Below are 15,698 nucleotides of genomic sequence, written 5' to 3'. Positions count from 1 at the left end.
CCCGTCCGGCCCCCGCTAGGGCAGCACCCTGCACAGTGCCGCCAGTGCCGTGGGCCACGTGTGGTCCGACGGGGTGCCGTAGCCCACGACCAGGGCGTCCTGGGTGGTGGGGACGGTGGGGTGGCGGAAGCGGGAGAGGCCGTAGAGGGCGAGGCCCTGCCAGGCGGCGGCGTGGATGACGGAGTCCTCGGTGCCGGCGGGGAGGCTGAGGACGGCGTGGAGGCCGGCGGCGATGCCGGTGACGCGGACGTCGGGGGCATGGGCGGTGACGGCGGCCACCAGGTCGTCCCGGCGGCGCCGGTAGCGCAGGCGGGAGGCGCGGACGTGGCGGTCGTAGGCGCCTGATTCGATGAACTCGGCGAGGGTCAGCTGTTCCAGGACGCTCGCCGATTGCGCGCCGCCCAGGCGGGTCGCCTCCGCCGTGAGGGCAGGGGGCAGGACCAGCCAGGCCAGGCGGAGCCCGGGCGCGAGGGACTTGCTGGCGGTGCCGAGGTAGACGACGTGGTCGGGGGCGAGGTCCTGGAGCGCGCCGACCGGCTGACGGTCGTACCGGAACTCGCCGTCGTAGTCGTCCTCCAGGATCAGCCCGCCCGTGCGCCGCGCCCAGTCGACGGCCTGGGCGCGGCGTTCGGGGTGCAGGGCGACGCCCAGCGGGAACTGGTGGGAGGGGGTGAGGAGGACGGCGCCGGCGTCGGGCGGCAACCGGTCGGCGCGGGTGCCGTCGGCGTCGTACGGGAGGGGCGCGGTGGTGAGGCCGGCGTGTTCGAGGATCGCCCAGTGCGGCGGGAGGCCGTACGACTCGACGGCGAGCGTGCGCACACCCCGCCCGTGCAGGAGCTCCCCGAGGACGCGCAGGCTGTGCGCGAACCCGGTGGAGATGACGATGTGCTCGGGGTCGGTGCGCACCCCCCGGACGCGGGCGAGGTAGTCGGCGAGGACGGCCCGCAGCCGGGGCAGGCCGCGCGCGTCGCCGTACCCGAGGACGTCGTTCGGCGCCGCGGTGAACGCGCGGCGGGCCGCCTTCAGCCACTCGGCGCGGGGGAACGCGGACAGGTCGGGGCTGCCCGGCAGCAGGCTGTACCGGGGCCGGCCGGGCTCCCGGCGCCGCCCCCCGCCCCGCACCTCGCGCGGCGGCACGGCCCGTTCCGCGACCCGGGTCCCCGAGCCCTGCCGGGCGGTGAGCCAGCCCTCGGCGACGAGGTCGGCGTACGCGTCGGCGACGGTGTTGCGGGCGATCCCGAGGTCGGCGGCGAGGCTGCGGGACGACGGCAGCCGGGTGCCGGGGCCGAGCCGGCCCCCTCGGACGGCCTCCCGGAGGGCGTCGGTGAGTCCCCGGCGCAGATGCGGGCCGGTGGGCACGAGGTGCAGGTCCACGCCGAGGGTCGTCCCGGCGGGGCCGGCGGGGCGGGTGGCGGGCGTGTCCTGCGGTTCGTCCGGCTCCTCGGCGCCAGGGCCGTCGTACACGGGGACCGCTTCCGACGTGGGGATGCCGGCGAGGCCGGTGGTGACGACGGGGTCCGGCTCCCCCGCTCCGGCGCCGACCGCCCGCCCGGTGCCGTCCGTCCGCCCGGTTCTGTCCGGCTCGCGCATCCCCGGTCTCCCCCTCCGCACTCGAATGCCGCTCGATTGGCCCACGTTTTCGGTCCGGGAATGGACCAGATCCGTGGGCTGCCTGGATTTTAGGGTCGTGGCATGAGCACAGCGGAGCGGGAGCGGGCGAAGGCGGGCGAGGACGCGATGTCGGCGCACTGCCCCCGGATGGTGCTCGCGGAGCGGGTGCCGGAGGTCTACCGGGCGCTGGTGCGGCTCGACGCGGCGGCTCAGCGGGGCGTGGAGCCGGGGCTGCGGCATCTCGTGAAGGTGCGGGTCTCGCAGATCAACGGGTGCGCGTTCTGCGTCGACATGCACAGCAAGGACGCGCTGGCCGACGGCGAGAGCTTCGAACGGCTCATGCAGCTGACCGTGTGGGAGGAGTCCCGGCACTTCTACACGGAGCGCGAGATCGCCGCGTTCGCGCTGGCGGAGGCGATGACCCGGCTGCCGGACGGCGGGGTGTCGGACGAGGTGTACGGGAGGGCGGCGCTGCTGTTCGGGGAGGACGAGCTGGCGCAGCTGATCTCGGTCGTCACGGTCATCAACGCGTGGAACCGGATCGGGATCACCACGCGGATGGTCGCGGGCCACTACCAGCCCGGTGACGCGTGATGGGCAAGGCCGAAGAGTTCCGCGCGCTGCATCACCGGCGCCGGCTGGACGATCCGCTCGTCCTCGCCGGTGCCTGGGACGCGGTGAGCGCGGGTGTGTTCGCGGACGCGGGTTTCCCGGCGCTGGCGACGCCGAGCGCCGGGGTGGCGGCCTCGCTCGGGTACGCGGACGGAAAGACCCCGGCCCAGGAGATGTTCGCGGCGGTGACGCGGATCGCGCGTGCCGTGGACGTCCCTGTGTCGGCGGATGTCGAGGACGGGTACGGGCTGGCGCCGAAGGAGCTGGTGGAACGGCTTCTGGAGGCGGGTGTCGTGGGGTGCAACCTTGAGGACTCACGTGGGGAAGTCCTCAAGGACCCGCACGCACACGCCGACTGGCTCGCGGAGGTGGTGGCGGAGGCGGACGGGAGCCTGTTCGTCAACGCGCGCATCGACACCTTCGTACGCGGGGTCGTCTCTCCGGAGGCGGCGATCGCGCGGGCCGCGCGGTATGTGGCGGCCGGTGCGGACTGCGTGTACCCGATCCTCGCGCCGCCCGTCACGCTGCCGTTGCTGCGTGCGGGTATCCAGGGGCCGGTCAATGTGCTGGGAGACCCGGTGGACGGTCCCACGCCCGCCGACCTGGGCGCGCTGGGAGCCACCCGCGTGACCTTCGGTCCCGGGCTGCAACGGTGCGGGGTCGCTGCGCTGCGGGAGATCGCCGTGCGCCTCGTGCCCTAGCCGGGACGGTGGACCGGGCAAGCCGCTCTCGATTTCGGCCCGCCCGCTGTTCCGGCTCTCCGTGAGGGCGCCCCTGGACGGACCTGTACTTGTCCGGGGGCGCCCTCTTTGTTTGGGGGCGGATGGTGCGTCAACGGGTGCGGGTGCGTCGTGGCTTGTCGCGCAGTTCCCCGCGCCCCTAAAGGACTTGGTGGCCGCCGGACGGTTAGTGCGGCACCGTCGTGGCTTGTCGCGCCCACGCGGCGGTAGCCGCACATCGACACAGCCCCGCGCCCTAAGCCATCGTGGTCGTACCCCCTGTGATCGCCTCCCTCACCAACCCCCGCAGCCACGCATGTGCCGGGTCCGCGTCGTGTCTTGGGTGCCAGGCCATGCCCAGTCTCAACGGGGGGAGCGGCAAAGGGACTTCGAAGTGGGCCAGGCCCAGGGTTCGGGCCAGGGGTAGGCCCCAGGCCGTGTTCAGGCCGATCAGGTTCGTGTCGCGGAGGATGAAGAGGGAGGAGGGGAGGGAGCCGACGGTGGATACGACGCGGCGTTGGAGGCCGAATTCGGCGAGGGCGGTGTCGACGGGGCCGTGGAGTCTGCCGCGCCGGGAGACGATGAGGTGGTCGGCGTCGAGGGCGAAGCGTTCGGGGGTCAGCTCGCCTTCCAACAGGGGGTGTCCGGCGCGGGCCACGCCCACCATGCGGTCCTCGACGAGGAGTTCGCTGCGGACCTCCGGTGATGTGCCGTCGATGACGCCCACTTCGAGGTCGGCGGTGCCCTCGCGGAGGAAGGGCGCGTCGAGGTGGCTCTCGCTGAGGAAGCGCAGCCGGATGCCGGGCGCCTCGGTGGCGGCGCGGGCGAGGAGGGCGGGGCCGTGGGTGGCCGCTATGGCGTCGTGGCCGAGGATCGAGAACGTACGGGTGACGGTGCCGAGGTCCGACTCCGCCGGGGTGAACAGGGCGCGCGCCCGCTCCACGACGGCGCTCACCTCCGCGCGGACGGCGAGCGCGCGGGGTGTCGGCACCATCCGGCGGCCCGCCCTGACCAGCACCGGGTCACCGAGGGCCGTACGGATACGGCCGAGGGTGCGGCTCATCGCGGGCTCGGAGAGGTGCAGGCGCCGGGCGGCCCCCTGGACGCTCTGCTCCTCCAGCAGGACGTCCAGCGCGAGCAGCAGGTTCAGGTCGACAGCCGCGGATTGCGTCACACGCACTCATCCCTTGCAAAGGTTGCACTGGAAAGCAGGTCACTCCGAGCCTACGGTGAAAGGGCCCGCCGACCGGGAATCCCACACCGCCCAGCTCCCTGGAGGAGCCGTGCCCTCGCCCACCCGAAACCGTCCGCTGCCGAAGACGACGGCCACCGCAGAGCCCGCAGAGCCCGCCCTGAAGCGCTCCACCCTCCTCGCGCTGTGCGCCTGCGTCCTCGTCGCGCAGAGCATGGTCGCCGCGATCAACCTCCTCATCCCGCAGCTCGCGGCCTCGGACCTGGGACCCTCCCGCACGGAGATCCTCTGGACCGTCGACGCGTACGTCATCGCCTTCGCCGGACTGCTGATCCCCGCCGGGGCCCTCGGCGACCGGTACGGCCGCAAGGGCGCCCTGCTCGCCGGGCTCGGGCTGTTCGCCGTCGGGGCCGGGGTGAGCGCCTGCGCGCCGGTGCCGGCTCTGCTGATCGCCGGGCGCGGGATCTCCGGCGCCGGGGCGGCGCTGATCACCCCGGCGACCATGTCCCTCGTCGTCCACCTCGCGGGTCCCGCGCGGCGGGCGCAGGCGATGGCGTCGTGGACGCTGGCGATCGGGCTGGGCGGGATGGCGGGGAACCTCGGGGGCGGACTGGTGGGCCAGTTCCTCAGCTGGCGGGCGCTGTTCGCGGCGATGGTCCCGCTGGCCGGGCTCCTCGCCCTCGCGGTCGCCCTCTCGACCCCGCGCACCCCCCGCTCCCCCGGCAACTCCCTCGACCCCCTCGGCACCCTCCTGCTCACCGCCGGCCTCGTCGCCGTCCTCTTCGGCATCATCGAGAGCCCCGGACACGGCTGGACGTCCCCGGTGATCCTGGCGGCGTTCGGGGTGGGGGCGGGGCTGGTGTGGGCGTTCGGGTGGCGGTCGCTGCGGGCGGCTCGGGCGGTCTCGGGCAGGGACCGGACGGCCGCCCCGTCCGCCACCCCGGCCCCCCGCGCGCCCCTCTTCGACCCCCGCGTCTTCCGCTCCCCCCGCCTGCGCGCCACCGTCCTCGGGCTCGCCACCGGCTTCTTCGGCCTGTTCGCGCTGTTCTTCGTCAACTCGCAGTACCTGCAAGAGGTCAAGGGGTACGGCCCCGGCGTCACCGGCGTCGCGATCCTCCCCGTGATCGTCGGAATGGCGCTCGTGCCGAAGTTCGCCGCGCGCTGGACGGCGCACCCGAGGCCGGTGGTCGGCGCGGGGCTCGCGCTGATCGGGCTCGGGCTGCTCGGGACGTCGACGGCGGACGCGGGGACGCCGTATCCGCTGTACGCGGGCTGGCTGCTGACGATCTCGGCGGGTACGGGGCTGGCGATGCCGGCGCTGACGCTGGGGGTGGCGACGTCGTTGCCCGCGCGTCAGGCGGGGCTCGGTTCCGGGCTCGGGACGTCCGCCCGGGAGATCGGGGCGGCCCTCGGGGTCGCCGTCTCGGGGACGGTACTGGCGGGCCGGCCCGACCTGGCGTCCGGGATGGGCTCGGCACTGCGGGTCGTGGGGGTCGCGGTGCTGGTGCTGACGGGGGTGGTCGTGGCGGGGTTGAGGGGGCGGCCGGAGCAGGGGTGAGGGGGCGGCCCGAACTGGGTTGAGGGGGCGGCCCGAGCGGCTCCGGCGGCCCGAGCGGCTCCGAGGAACCGGGTCGACATCGTCGTCCGGAGCATTCCCGGAGCATTCTCGGACCGGTCCACCCCCGCGCCGTCCCCCTCCCCCTCCCCCTCCTCAGTCCAGGTCGCGCATCCCCCGGGCCTTGCGCCAGGCGCGTTTGCGGGCGCGTTCCTCCTCCCAGAGCTTGCGGTAGGCGTCGATGCGGGCGCCGGCCTCGGGGTCGAGAGGGGTGTCGTCGCCCTCGTCGTCCTCGTCGCTCCAGAGGCCCTCGTCCTTGAGGCGCTGGGCCTGGACGTCGGTGGGTTCCTCGGGGTCGTAGTCGGAGGGGCGGGGCGGTTCGGGGCCGTCGGGGCCCATGCGGACGAGGCGTTCGACGCGGGTGACGCGGTAGCGGACGCCGTCCACGACGAGCGCGTTGCCCCGGGTCTCGTCGAGGCGGTCGGCGAGCGCGGCCCACTCGGCCTTCTTCGCGGCGTCCAGCCCGAGTTCCCAGGGCCCGTGCAGGCGCAGCCAGGTGGAGAGGGCGTCGCGGGCGCCCTGCGCGGTGGGGTAGGAGCTGGCGATGTTGAAGGCGCCCCAGGTGCCGTCGCGGCGTTCGGAGACGGTGAAGACGGGCGGCATCAGCACCCCGCCGGGGTACTCGCGCCGGGCCCGGCGGGAGTCCTCGTACCCCTCCGGGGTGTCGGCCTCGCGCGCGTTGACGAAGTCGACCAGCTCCATCTTGAGGATGCCCTCGGACAGGCCCGTCCAGGAGAACACGTCGACGACGTGCCCCTTGTCCTTCGGGGTCGGGACGTCGTGGCCGCCGACCTCGGGGCTGTCCCGGTCGGAGGGGCGGGGCGGTTCGGGGCCGCCCTGGCCCATCCGCAGGAAGCGGCAGACCCGGACGATGCGGTAGCGCCGGCCCTGCACGGTGAGGTCGTCGACCACCTCGCGGTCCATCCGCTTCGCCGCGACCATCCACTTGCGGCGCGCCTTCTCGTCGCCCGCGTCGTCGGCGGCCTTCGCCTGCATCCGGAAGTAGGAGCCGAGGGAGTCCCGTGAGCCCTGTGGGGTGACGCTGCCGTACCCGAGGGCCTCCCAGCCGCCCGTCTCGCACTCCGCCATGTGCAGGAACTCCGGCAGCCCCAGCCCCATCACCTTCGGGTACCGGTCCCGCGCCTGCCACGCCTCCTGGTCCGCGAACCGGGCGATCGGGCTGTCCGGGACGGTCATCCGGAACGTGAGGTACGCCGGATGGTTGTCCTGGTAATCGGTCATGAACGTACCGTGCCCGAGTGGGACGGGGTGCAGACCCCGATCTCTCAGGAGGCCCGAAAACGACAGCCCCTGAGCGACGTTTCGGTCACTCAGGGGCTGAGGTTCGATCAGAAACGGTCAATCACGGACCGGGGATCAGATGAGGCCGAGGGCGCGGACCGCCTCGCGCTCCTCCTCCAGCTCCTTCACGGAGGCGTCGATGCGGGCACGCGAGAAGTCGTTGATCTCCAGGCCCTGGACGATCTCGTACACGCCGTCCTTCGCGGTGACCGGGAAGGAGGAGATGAGGCCCTCCGGGACGCCGTACGAACCGTCGGACGGGATGCCCATGGAGACCCAGTCGCCTTCGGCGGTGCCGTTGACCCAGGTGTGGATGTGGTCGATCGCGGCGTTCGCGGCGGACGCGGCGGAGGAGGCGCCACGGGCCTCGATGATGGCCGCGCCGCGCTTGGCGACGGTCGGGATGAAGTCGTCGGCGAGCCACTGCTCGTCATTGACGACCTCGGCCGCGTTCTTGCCGGCGACGGTCGCGTGGAAGATGTCCGGGTACTGGGTCGCCGAGTGGTTGCCCCAGATGGTGAGGCGCTTGATGTCGGCGACCGTGGTGCCGGTCTTCTTCGCGAGCTGCGTCAGCGCGCGGTTGTGGTCGAGGCGGGTCATCGCGGTGAAGCGCTCGGCCGGTACGTCCGGGGCGGCGGCCTGGGCGATGAGCGCGTTCGTGTTCGCGGGGTTACCGACGACCAGGACCTTGACGTCGTCCGCCGCGTGGTCGTTGATGGCCTTGCCCTGCGGCTTGAAGATGCCGCCGTTCGCGGAGAGCAGGTCGCCGCGCTCCATGCCGGCGGTGCGGGGGCGGGCGCCGACGAGGAGGGCGACGTTCGTGCCGTCGAAGGCGACGTTCGGGTCGTCCGAGATGTCGATGCCCTGGAGCAGGGGGAACGCGCAGTCGTCCAGCTCCATGGCGGTGCCCTCGGCGGCCTTCAGCGCCGGGGTGATCTCCAGGAGGCGGAGCTTGACCGGCACGTCCGCGCCGAGCAGCTGGCCGGAGGCGATGCGGAAGAGCAGGGCGTAACCGATCTGGCCGGCCGCGCCGGTGACGGTGACGTTCACGGGAGTGCGGGTCATGGCGTTCTCCGTATGACAGCTGGCGGTGGGGCGTCCCTGCCCCGGGCGTTTGATCGATCTCTCGGCATCAAGAGAATCCGCGGGCCAGGCTATCGCGCATCCGGGGGGCGGGGGTCGGGGGGGTGTGTGGATCAGCACACAGGGGTGGGGCGAGGGCTCCGGGGCGCGCCGCCACAAACGGCGACCGCCGGTCCGGGAGAGGTGTGACCGGCGGTCGCCAGAGCGGGAACGCCGACTGGGTGGCCGGCTCCCTAGGGGTTGGTGTCCGGGTGCCCCGGGGGTGGCGGGGCAAACATGGGGGGGGGGCGGGGCGGGTATCGGGGGCGGTGAGGTGGATGCCGGGGGCGGTGAGGTGGACGTTGGGGGCGGCGAGGCAGGTGCCAGGTTGTGGCGAGGCGGACACCGGGTGCGGTGGAGCGGACGCAGGGACGCGGCGAGGCAGACACCGGGTGCAGCGAGGCAGGCGGCAGGTTGCGACGAGGCGGACGCCGGGCCCGGCAAGGCAGACGTCGGGTGCGGCGAAGCAGGTACCGGGTGCGGCGAAGCAGGTACCGGGTGCGGTAGGGCTGACGCCAGGACGCGGCGAACCAGACGCCGAGTGCGGCGAGACAGACGCCAGATTGCGGCGAGGCGGACACCGGGCTCCGCGAGACAGCCGCCAGGTTCCGGCAAAGCAGACGCCGGGCTCGGCGAGACAGCCGCCAAGTTGCGGCAAGGCGGACGTCGGGCTCGGTGAGTCAGCCCGTGCAGCCCCGTTCCCCCGACGCCAGCACCACGCACGCCTGGGCCTCAGCAGCCGTTCGGACCGCCACCATCGGGGTGTACGCGCTCGTGTCCCCCGCGACGGTGACGTCCCCGCGCTGCCGGGCCTTCCCGGCGAGGACCTGGACGACGTCCCCGGGCCCGGCCTGGAGGACGCGGCCCCAGGCCGCCGCGCACGTCCTGCTGTACCGCACCTCGACCCGCCGCCCGGCGACGGTCGCGCTCTCCGCGGTCGTCACGAGGTCGCCGCCGCAGCCCATCGCCTCCGCGTCCTTGCCGCCGCAGGCGGCACCGCTGCACTTCACGCCGGGAGGCAGGGCGATACGGGGACTGGCGGACGGGGAGGGGGAATTGGCGGCGACCGGGGTACGGGCGGGGCCGCTGTCGGTGAGGAGGAACGCGGTGCCGGCGAGGGTGAGGGCGGTCAGGGCGGCGAGGGCGAAGGTGAGCCAACGGCGGGCGGTGCGGGGGGTGTTGGGGGGCGTATGCGTCTCGGTGGGGGGAGGGGTGGGGGTGGCCGGGGGTGAGTCAAGGGTTGCTGGAGGTGAGTTGACGTCGTCCCGCGCGGAGTTGACGGCGGACGATACGGAGTTGGGAGCGGCCGGTGCGGAGTCGAATGCGCCCGGCGTCGAGTTGAGAGCGCCCGGCGTGGAGTTGAGGGCGGCCGACGTCGAGTTGACAGCGCCCGGTGCCGAACTCCCGTCCGCAGCCGCATCCTTCGAGGCGGCCCCCACAGCCGCCGGACCACCCCCTGCACCGGCACCCCCAGCATCTCCCCCCGAGCCACCCCCCGCCGAAACCACCCACGCCGCCCCAGCCGCAGCAGCCGCCGCCGAACCCCCCGCCCTCGACGGCCCCTTGTACCCCGCCAGCCCCCACGAGTTCCCCTCCGTCGGCCCGCCCACCTCCCTCACCGGCAACGCGGCCGGCGGCACCCGGAGTTGGGTGGTCGCCCGATCGTTCGGCGTCGGCCGCGGCCGGTTCCACGCCTGTTCGGCGAGCTCCCAGAGGGTCGTGAGGTGGACCGGCGAGGTGTCGGTCGCCTCCGCGAGGGCGTCGATGGCGCGGCGGGGCGCGAGGAGCCGGGCGTCCAGGAAGCGTTCCCAGGAGGTGCGGCTGTAGCCGGTGCGCTCGGCGAGGGCCGTCAGACTCAGCCCGCTGCGGTCGACGGAACGCCGCATGTGGACGACCAGCTCCGCGGCCCTCGGATCGAGTTCGTCCGGCAGAGCGCTCCAACCAGACATCGCGTCCCCCCAGTGACAGTCCGTCCCGTTCAGAGACGTTAGTCCGGTTCCGCGCCGGAATCGACAGGGCCGGGGAAAGTTGTCGACGTATCGACACAGATCGACGCACACCGACAGCTCGACGCACGGCGACGCCCCCACGTACACCGACGGCTCGCCCACCCCAGCCTCAGGAGCAAGCGAGCCGCCGCCGTACCTCAGCTCTGCACGGTGAAGTGCAGCGTGTCCTTGAGGAACGGGATCTGGAGCCACGGATTCGGCTGGGCCATCAGCGCCAGCAGCACGATCGCCAGCCCCAGCACCCCGTACGTCACGATGTCGGTGAACCGCGACCGCACCGCGAGCATCCCGACCCCGGGCAGCAGCCACCGCAGCGCCGCGCCGGTCAGCAGCCCCACGCCGATCAGGATGGTCCCCACCCGGAACTGGTCGAGCGCGGTGATCAGCAGGCCCAGCGCCACCAGCCCGGACACCGCCAGCATCGGCCACTGCCGGGCCGGCACCGACGACGCCCCCGGGACCGCCCGCCCGCTCCCCTCCGGCCGCGCGGTGTCACGCGTCACACGCGGAAACCGCCGGCTCCGCCGGGTAACTGCCTCTTCGACCACGGTCTCCTCGCCTCGCTCACTCTCGCGTTGCCCTTGCCCCCGCGCTCCAGTGTCCCGCACCGGCTCCCCCTCCCCCCGCCCGGACGGACCCCCCTCAGCCGACCCCACGCTCGGCCGCCTCCACCACGTTCACCAGCAGCTGCGCCCGGGTCATGGGACCGACCCCGCCGGGATTCGGGGAGAGCCACCCGGCGACCTCGCGGACACCGGGGTGGACGTCACCGAGGATCTTGCCCTCGGCGGTGCGGGAGACCCCGACGTCCAGCACGGCCGCCCCGGGCTTCACGTCCTGCGGCCGGACCAGATGGGGCGAGCCGGCCGCCGCGATGACGATGTCCGCGCGGCGGAGGTGCGCCGCGAGGTCGCGCGTACCCGTATGGCACTGCGTGACCGTCGCGTTCTCGGTGCGCCGGGTGAGCAGGAGCGGCATGGGGCGCCCGATGGTGACGCCCCGTCCGACGACCACGACCTCCGCGCCCGCGATCTCGACGCCGTAGCGGCGCAGGAGCGTGAGGATGCCGTTCGGCGTGCACGGCAGCGGCCCCGGCTCGCCGAGGACGAGCCGCCCGAGGTTCACGGGGTGCAGCCCGTCCGCGTCCTTGGCGGGGTCCATCAGCCCGAGGACCCGGTTCTCGTCGATCCCCCGGGGCAGCGGGAGCTGGACGATGTACCCGGTGCAGGAGGGGTCCTCGTTGAGTTCCTGGACGACCTTCTCGACGTCGTCCGCCGACGCCGTCCCCGGCAACTCCCGTTCGATGGAGGCGATCCCGACCTCCGCGCAGTCCCGGTGCTTGCCGGCGACGTACTTGCGGCTCCCGGGGTCGTCCCCGACGAGGACGGTGCCGAGACCGGGTACGACACCCCGCTCCCTCAGCGCCGCCACACGCGTGGCCAGCTCCGACTTGATCTCGGCCGCGACGGCCTTGCCATCGAGAATCTGGGCGGTCATGCGGCCATCCTCGCGGATGACGGGCCCCGGCTTCCAATCCGGTCACGCCGTTGACGGATGTTGCACTTGCACAACACCCGGCGAATCGGGCTGGACAAGAACTGATCGAACAAACAACGATGAAAACCGCAGATTTGCGGTCCGGTCGGGGGGCAAACCGCTCAAGAATTGACATTCCTCCGCTCTGTCCGCTTCGTCCCCGCGTAGTCCAACGGAGGAAACCAGCCATGAGTTTCGGCGCGCCGCCGCCCGGCAACCCGTACGGCCAGCAGCCCCAGGAGCCGCAGCAGCCCCAGCCCGGCGGCTACGGCCAGCCGCAGCAGCCCGGGTACGGCCAGCCGCAGCAACCGGGCTACCCGCAGCAGGGCTACGGCTACCCGCAGGACCCCTACGGCCAGCAGCCGCAGGGCTACCCGAGCTACCCGCAGGCACCCGGCGGCGGCTACCCGCCCGGTTACGCCGGCGCCCCGCAGGTCGCCTCCATGGGCCGCCGCCTCGGCGCGCGCCTCATCGACGGCGTCATCATCGGCGTCGTCTACCTGGCCTTCTCGATCGCCGGCATCGCGGGCGGCGTCAACTCCCTCAACGAGTGCGACGCGAACGCCTCTTCGGCCGTCTACGAGGCGTGCGTGAACAACGCCGCCCAGGACATGACGTCGAAGCTCGGGGCCGTCATCGGCGTCCTCTTCCTCGTGAGCTTCGTCTACGAGTGGCTGATGGTCGGCCTCAAGGGCGCCACGCTCGGCAAACTGGCCGTCGGCCTGCGGGTCGTGAACGTCGAGACCGGCCAGAAGCCGGGCATGGGCTCGTCGTTCATCCGCTGGATCATCCCGATCGTCGGCAGCTTCGCCTGCGGTATCGGCCAGCTCCTCGTCTACCTGTCCCCGTTCTGGGACAAGTCGGGCCGCCAGCAGGGCTGGCACGACAAGGCGGCCAAGACGATGGTCATCCACAACCAGTAGCCGCACCGCCGCGCCCAGCAGGCGCACCGCCGTACGACTCAGGCGTGCACAACCGGACCCGCTCCGGTCGTGCACGCCTGAGTGCTGTTCGCGCCTGCGGATCTCGCGGTATCGGGCAAAGCGTGGCGGACACCGCCGACTCCCCCTTACTCTCACCCCATCGGACCGGGGGGACCGAGCCCCCGGCCTGTCTGGAGAAGGGGGACGACTCCATGCACAGCCTCATCGTCGTACCGCCGTCGTGTGCGGACGCGAACGGGCAGATCAGGCTCGGGGCAGGGGACCGGCTGGCGTTCGGCAGAGCGGACGGCGGGCTGGTCATCGCGCACGAGGGGGTCCCCCGGGTCGCCGGGGAGATCGTCCCGGACCGCACGTTCTGGCTGCTGAGCAACCACAGCGAGGACCAGACGTACGTGGTCGAGAACCCGGAGGGCGCGGGCGAGCACGTCAAGGTGGCGCCGGGCAGGCTGGAGGCCCCGGTTCCCTTCGAGTTCTCGCGGGTGGTGCTGCCGGCCGCCGGGGACCTCCTCGCCTTCGACGTCTGGGCGCCGCGCCACGCCTTCCGCAGCGTGTCCCGGCGGGGCCTGAGCGGCTCCCTGACGACCCCGGCGTTCTCCCTGGACCGCACGAAGCGCTACTTCGCCGTCCTCACCGCCCTGTGCGAACCCCGGCTGCGCGGCGCGCCCCACGCGCCGCTGCCCGCCGTCGAGGAGCTGGTCGAGCGGCTGCGGGAGGTCTGGCCGGGCGCCACCCGCTCCGCCGTCTACTGGAACATCGACTACCTCGCGGTCAAACTCCGCCTCCGCCAGGACCCCGCCGAACCCGGCGCCCGCCGCCTCAACGGCAAGAAGGAGACCCTCGTCTCCCTGGCCCTGCGCTTCGACCTCGTCCAGGAGGACGACCTGCTCCTCCTCACCCCGACCGGGGCCGGGGCCGCCCGATGACGAGACATCCGTACGACGCCGGCGCGCTTCCGGTGCCGAAGGGGTACCGGGTCGGCCGCTGGGAGGTGGGGGCGCTGATCGCGTCGGGGGCGTTCGCCAGCGTCTACCGGGCGCGCAACACCCGTCCCGGGGACGGTCCTTGGGAGACGGCCGCCCTCAAGTTCCTGCCCACCGGCACCCGTACCCCGCGTCAGCTCCGGCATCTGCGGGAACTCGTCGACCGCGAGGTCGAGTTGCTGAGCCGGCTGACCTCGCCCCGGTTGATCCGGCTGTACGAGACGCTGACGGTCGACGACCCCGAGAGCCCCGAACTCGACGGCGCCACGGTCCTCGTGCTGGAGGAGGCGGAGGGGCATCTGACGGAGGGCCGGGGGCGGCTCGCGGAGATGCGGGGCCGGCTGGCGGAGGCGCGGGGCCGACCGGACACGGGCGCGTACCCCGCCGTTCTCGCCCAAGTCTGCGAGGGGCTGCACCAGTTGCATCACGCGGGCTGGGTGCACGGCGACCTCAAACCGGCCAACGTCCTGCTGATGAAGGACGGTTCGGTCCGGCTGGCCGACTTCAGCACGGCGGCGGAACTGGAGGGCACCCACGCGTACGCCCCGCTGTTCACGACCCCCGACTTCACGCCGCCGGAGCTGCTGTGGCCGGAGATCAGCGAACGCGGCGCCCGGGTCCGGCCGAGCGCGGACATCTGGGCGTTCGGCGTCCTCGCCCACCTCCTCCTGACCGGCACGCACCCCCTCCCGGGCGCCACCGCCGAGGCCCGTACGGACGCGTCCCTGCGTTACGCCCGCGGCACGGAAGCGCTCCGCCTCTCCCCCGAACTCCCCCTGGAATGGCGGGAGATCATCGAGGACTGCCTGGCCCGCACCCACGCCGCCCGCCTCACGGCGGAGCCGCTGCTGAGACGGGTCGAGTCGGCGGCGAAGGCACCCCGCTCACCGCGTCTGCGCCGACGCGGAATCCGTCGGCCGCCTCGACGCGCGGTGACGGCGCTCCTCGTCGTGGGCGCCCTGACCGGCGCGTACCTCTACACCGAATCCCGCGAGGCCGGCCCTCCTTACGGCTATCACCGCTGCCCCTACCCCAGCGTCTGCTTCTTCAGCGACTCCAACGGCACCGGCGAGATGTGCTCCTGGAAGAACAGCGACCCCGACTGGCTCTCGGGGAAGGAGACTTGTGCGTGGAGCGCCGACCGCCCCGTCCGTTCCATCTACTTCAACGCCGACGATTCGGCGGGCTTCGGCGGCGTCGCCTACTTCCGGGGCCGCGACTACGTCCCCCTCGGCCCCGACGTCACCCGCCCCGGCAACAGCCGCCGCACCGGCTGCACGGCCCAACGCGCCCAGGGCAACCTCGCGGGCACCTACTCCCCGCTCTCCCACCAACTGATCACAAAGTGCTGAGAGCCCCGAACCCCGCGCCTGATGCCCTGGAAGGTTCCAGGTACCGATGCCTCGGCCGCTCTCCGAGCATGGTCATGGCACCGATCACCACAACGGGGAAGGAACCGCCATGAACCGCATACGCCTGGGAGTCACCCTGATCGCCGCGGCGACGACCGGAGTCCTGATGCTGAGCACCACACCCGCCTCGGCGGCGAAGTCGGACGGCTGGGTGCGCGGCTACGACACCTACGTCGGCGACTGGGGTGACGAGGGCGACCTGGGCCGGGAACTGGAGACCGGCGGCAGCTACTCCGCCTCCAACGCCGTCTGCCTGTGGCAGCGCGTCCTGTGGGCGGAGGGGGCACGCAAGACCCACCTGGCGCAGACCCCGAAGTTCGCCGCCACGGACGTCACCGGCACGTTCGACATGGACACGTACTGGGCGACCGTCGACCTCCAGAAGCGGTGGGGCCTGACACCGGACGGCTGGGCCGGGAAGAACACCTTCGGCCGGGCCGACGACGAACTCGCGAAGACGGGCGGCAGCACCGCGCGTGGCGAGACGCTCCACCTGCGCTACGAGGGCCGGGACCACAACCTCTCCCTGCGCCGCAACACCGAGGGCAAGTACCTGTTCCCGGACAAGGACCTCACCTGGCGCCAGGCCGGCTACGACTACCTCACCTGCGACTGAACCCCGGACGGGCCCGCCGGTCAGGATG

At 73.0% G+C, this 15,698-nt stretch carries 14 protein-coding genes; 7 read left to right on the top strand and 7 right to left on the bottom strand.

Annotated features, from left to right (window positions below):
* Positions 1-15: 15 nt before the first annotated feature.
* Positions 16-1,590, bottom strand: a complete 1,575-nt coding sequence (locus tag ABZX85_RS19515) for a PLP-dependent aminotransferase family protein (RefSeq protein WP_355869691.1) — start codon at positions 1,588-1,590, stop codon at positions 16-18.
* A 102-nt stretch (positions 1,591-1,692) separates the two neighbouring features.
* Here ABZX85_RS19515 and ABZX85_RS19510 point away from each other — a divergent pair, with 102 nt between their 5' ends.
* Positions 1,693-2,205: a carboxymuconolactone decarboxylase family protein gene (locus ABZX85_RS19510; protein WP_355869688.1), complete on the top strand. Its 513-nt coding sequence runs from the start codon at positions 1,693-1,695 to the stop codon at positions 2,203-2,205.
* Positions 2,205-2,924, top strand: a complete 720-nt coding sequence (locus tag ABZX85_RS19505; protein ID WP_355869686.1) for an isocitrate lyase/phosphoenolpyruvate mutase family protein — start codon at positions 2,205-2,207, stop codon at positions 2,922-2,924. The genes ABZX85_RS19510 and ABZX85_RS19505 overlap by 1 nt, the downstream gene beginning before the upstream one ends.
* Positions 2,925-3,198: 274 nt before the next feature.
* On the opposite strand, the gene ABZX85_RS19500 is transcribed toward ABZX85_RS19505, so the two are convergent.
* A complete protein-coding gene (locus tag ABZX85_RS19500) occupies positions 3,199-4,122 on the bottom strand; it encodes a LysR family transcriptional regulator (RefSeq protein WP_355869684.1) in 924 nt (307 codons plus the stop codon).
* A gap of 130 nt (positions 4,123-4,252) precedes the next feature.
* On the opposite strand from ABZX85_RS19500, the gene ABZX85_RS19495 reads away from it, so the two are divergent.
* Positions 4,253-5,692: an MFS transporter gene (locus tag ABZX85_RS19495; RefSeq protein ID WP_355869974.1), complete on the top strand. Its 1,440-nt coding sequence runs from the start codon at positions 4,253-4,255 to the stop codon at positions 5,690-5,692.
* Between the two features lie 153 nt (positions 5,693-5,845).
* On the opposite strand, the gene ABZX85_RS19490 is transcribed toward ABZX85_RS19495, so the two are convergent.
* From ABZX85_RS19490 to ABZX85_RS19470, 5 genes are all read right to left on the bottom strand, one after another.
* Positions 5,846-6,991 (bottom strand): DUF5954 family protein, encoded by a 1,146-nt coding sequence (locus ABZX85_RS19490; protein ID WP_355869681.1) that lies wholly within the window; start codon positions 6,989-6,991, stop codon positions 5,846-5,848.
* Positions 6,992-7,126: 135 nt separating this feature from the next.
* A complete protein-coding gene (locus tag ABZX85_RS19485) occupies positions 7,127-8,116 on the bottom strand; it encodes a malate dehydrogenase (RefSeq protein ID WP_355869678.1) in 990 nt (329 codons plus the stop codon).
* 737 nt (positions 8,117-8,853) lie between these two features.
* Positions 8,854-10,122 (bottom strand): DUF2690 domain-containing protein, encoded by a 1,269-nt coding sequence (locus ABZX85_RS19480; protein WP_355869675.1) that lies wholly within the window; start codon positions 10,120-10,122, stop codon positions 8,854-8,856.
* Positions 10,123-10,319: 197 nt separating this feature from the next.
* The gene (locus tag ABZX85_RS19475; RefSeq protein ID WP_355869672.1) at positions 10,320-10,730 is read right to left on the bottom strand and encodes a DUF3017 domain-containing protein; all 411 of its coding nucleotides are present in this window, start codon (positions 10,728-10,730) and stop codon (positions 10,320-10,322) included.
* 94 nt (positions 10,731-10,824) lie between these two features.
* Entirely contained in the window at positions 10,825-11,679 is an 855-nt protein-coding gene (locus ABZX85_RS19470; RefSeq protein WP_355869670.1) for a bifunctional methylenetetrahydrofolate dehydrogenase/methenyltetrahydrofolate cyclohydrolase, read from the bottom strand.
* Between the two features lie 227 nt (positions 11,680-11,906).
* Between ABZX85_RS19470 and ABZX85_RS19465 the strand changes: the two genes are divergently transcribed.
* From ABZX85_RS19465 to ABZX85_RS19450, 4 genes are all read left to right on the top strand, one after another.
* Positions 11,907-12,641 (top strand): RDD family protein, encoded by a 735-nt coding sequence (locus tag ABZX85_RS19465; protein WP_355869668.1) that lies wholly within the window; start codon positions 11,907-11,909, stop codon positions 12,639-12,641.
* A gap of 212 nt (positions 12,642-12,853) precedes the next feature.
* Positions 12,854-13,585 (top strand): FHA domain-containing protein, encoded by a 732-nt coding sequence (locus tag ABZX85_RS19460; RefSeq protein WP_355869665.1) that lies wholly within the window; start codon positions 12,854-12,856, stop codon positions 13,583-13,585.
* On the top strand, positions 13,582-14,994 hold the full coding sequence (locus ABZX85_RS19455; protein WP_355869662.1) for a protein kinase: 1,413 nt from the start codon (positions 13,582-13,584) through the stop codon (positions 14,992-14,994). Before ABZX85_RS19460 ends, ABZX85_RS19455 begins: the two co-directional genes overlap by 4 nt.
* A 109-nt stretch (positions 14,995-15,103) precedes the next feature.
* Positions 15,104-15,670: a peptidoglycan-binding domain-containing protein gene (locus ABZX85_RS19450; RefSeq protein WP_355869659.1), complete on the top strand. Its 567-nt coding sequence runs from the start codon at positions 15,104-15,106 to the stop codon at positions 15,668-15,670.
* Positions 15,671-15,698 lie beyond the last annotated feature (28 nt).

This window comes from Streptomyces sp. NPDC004539 (assembly GCF_040610055.1).
Lineage (GTDB): Bacteria > Actinomycetota > Actinomycetes > Streptomycetales > Streptomycetaceae > Streptomyces.
This window is presented reverse-complemented; position numbering and strand designations above follow the sequence as displayed.

Excerpts from the sequence above, each read along its gene's own strand:
- ABZX85_RS19515 (WP_355869691.1), bottom strand. The coding sequence starts at position 1,590 with ATGCGCGAGCCGGACAGAACCGGGCGGACGGACGGCACCGGGCGGGCG.
- ABZX85_RS19510 (WP_355869688.1), top strand. The coding sequence starts at position 1,693 with ATGAGCACAGCGGAGCGGGAGCGGGCGAAGGCGGGCGAGGACGCGATG.
- ABZX85_RS19505 (WP_355869686.1), top strand. The coding sequence starts at position 2,205 with ATGGGCAAGGCCGAAGAGTTCCGCGCGCTGCATCACCGGCGCCGGCTG.
- ABZX85_RS19490 (WP_355869681.1), bottom strand. The coding sequence starts at position 6,991 with ATGACCGATTACCAGGACAACCATCCGGCGTACCTCACGTTCCGGATG.
- ABZX85_RS19485 (WP_355869678.1), bottom strand. The coding sequence starts at position 8,116 with ATGACCCGCACTCCCGTGAACGTCACCGTCACCGGCGCGGCCGGCCAG.
- ABZX85_RS19480 (WP_355869675.1), bottom strand. The coding sequence starts at position 10,122 with ATGTCTGGTTGGAGCGCTCTGCCGGACGAACTCGATCCGAGGGCCGCG.
- ABZX85_RS19470 (WP_355869670.1), bottom strand. The coding sequence starts at position 11,679 with ATGACCGCCCAGATTCTCGATGGCAAGGCCGTCGCGGCCGAGATCAAG.
- ABZX85_RS19465 (WP_355869668.1), top strand. The coding sequence starts at position 11,907 with ATGAGTTTCGGCGCGCCGCCGCCCGGCAACCCGTACGGCCAGCAGCCC.
- ABZX85_RS19460 (WP_355869665.1), top strand. The coding sequence starts at position 12,854 with ATGCACAGCCTCATCGTCGTACCGCCGTCGTGTGCGGACGCGAACGGG.
- ABZX85_RS19455 (WP_355869662.1), top strand. The coding sequence starts at position 13,582 with ATGACGAGACATCCGTACGACGCCGGCGCGCTTCCGGTGCCGAAGGGG.
- ABZX85_RS19450 (WP_355869659.1), top strand. The coding sequence starts at position 15,104 with ATGAACCGCATACGCCTGGGAGTCACCCTGATCGCCGCGGCGACGACC.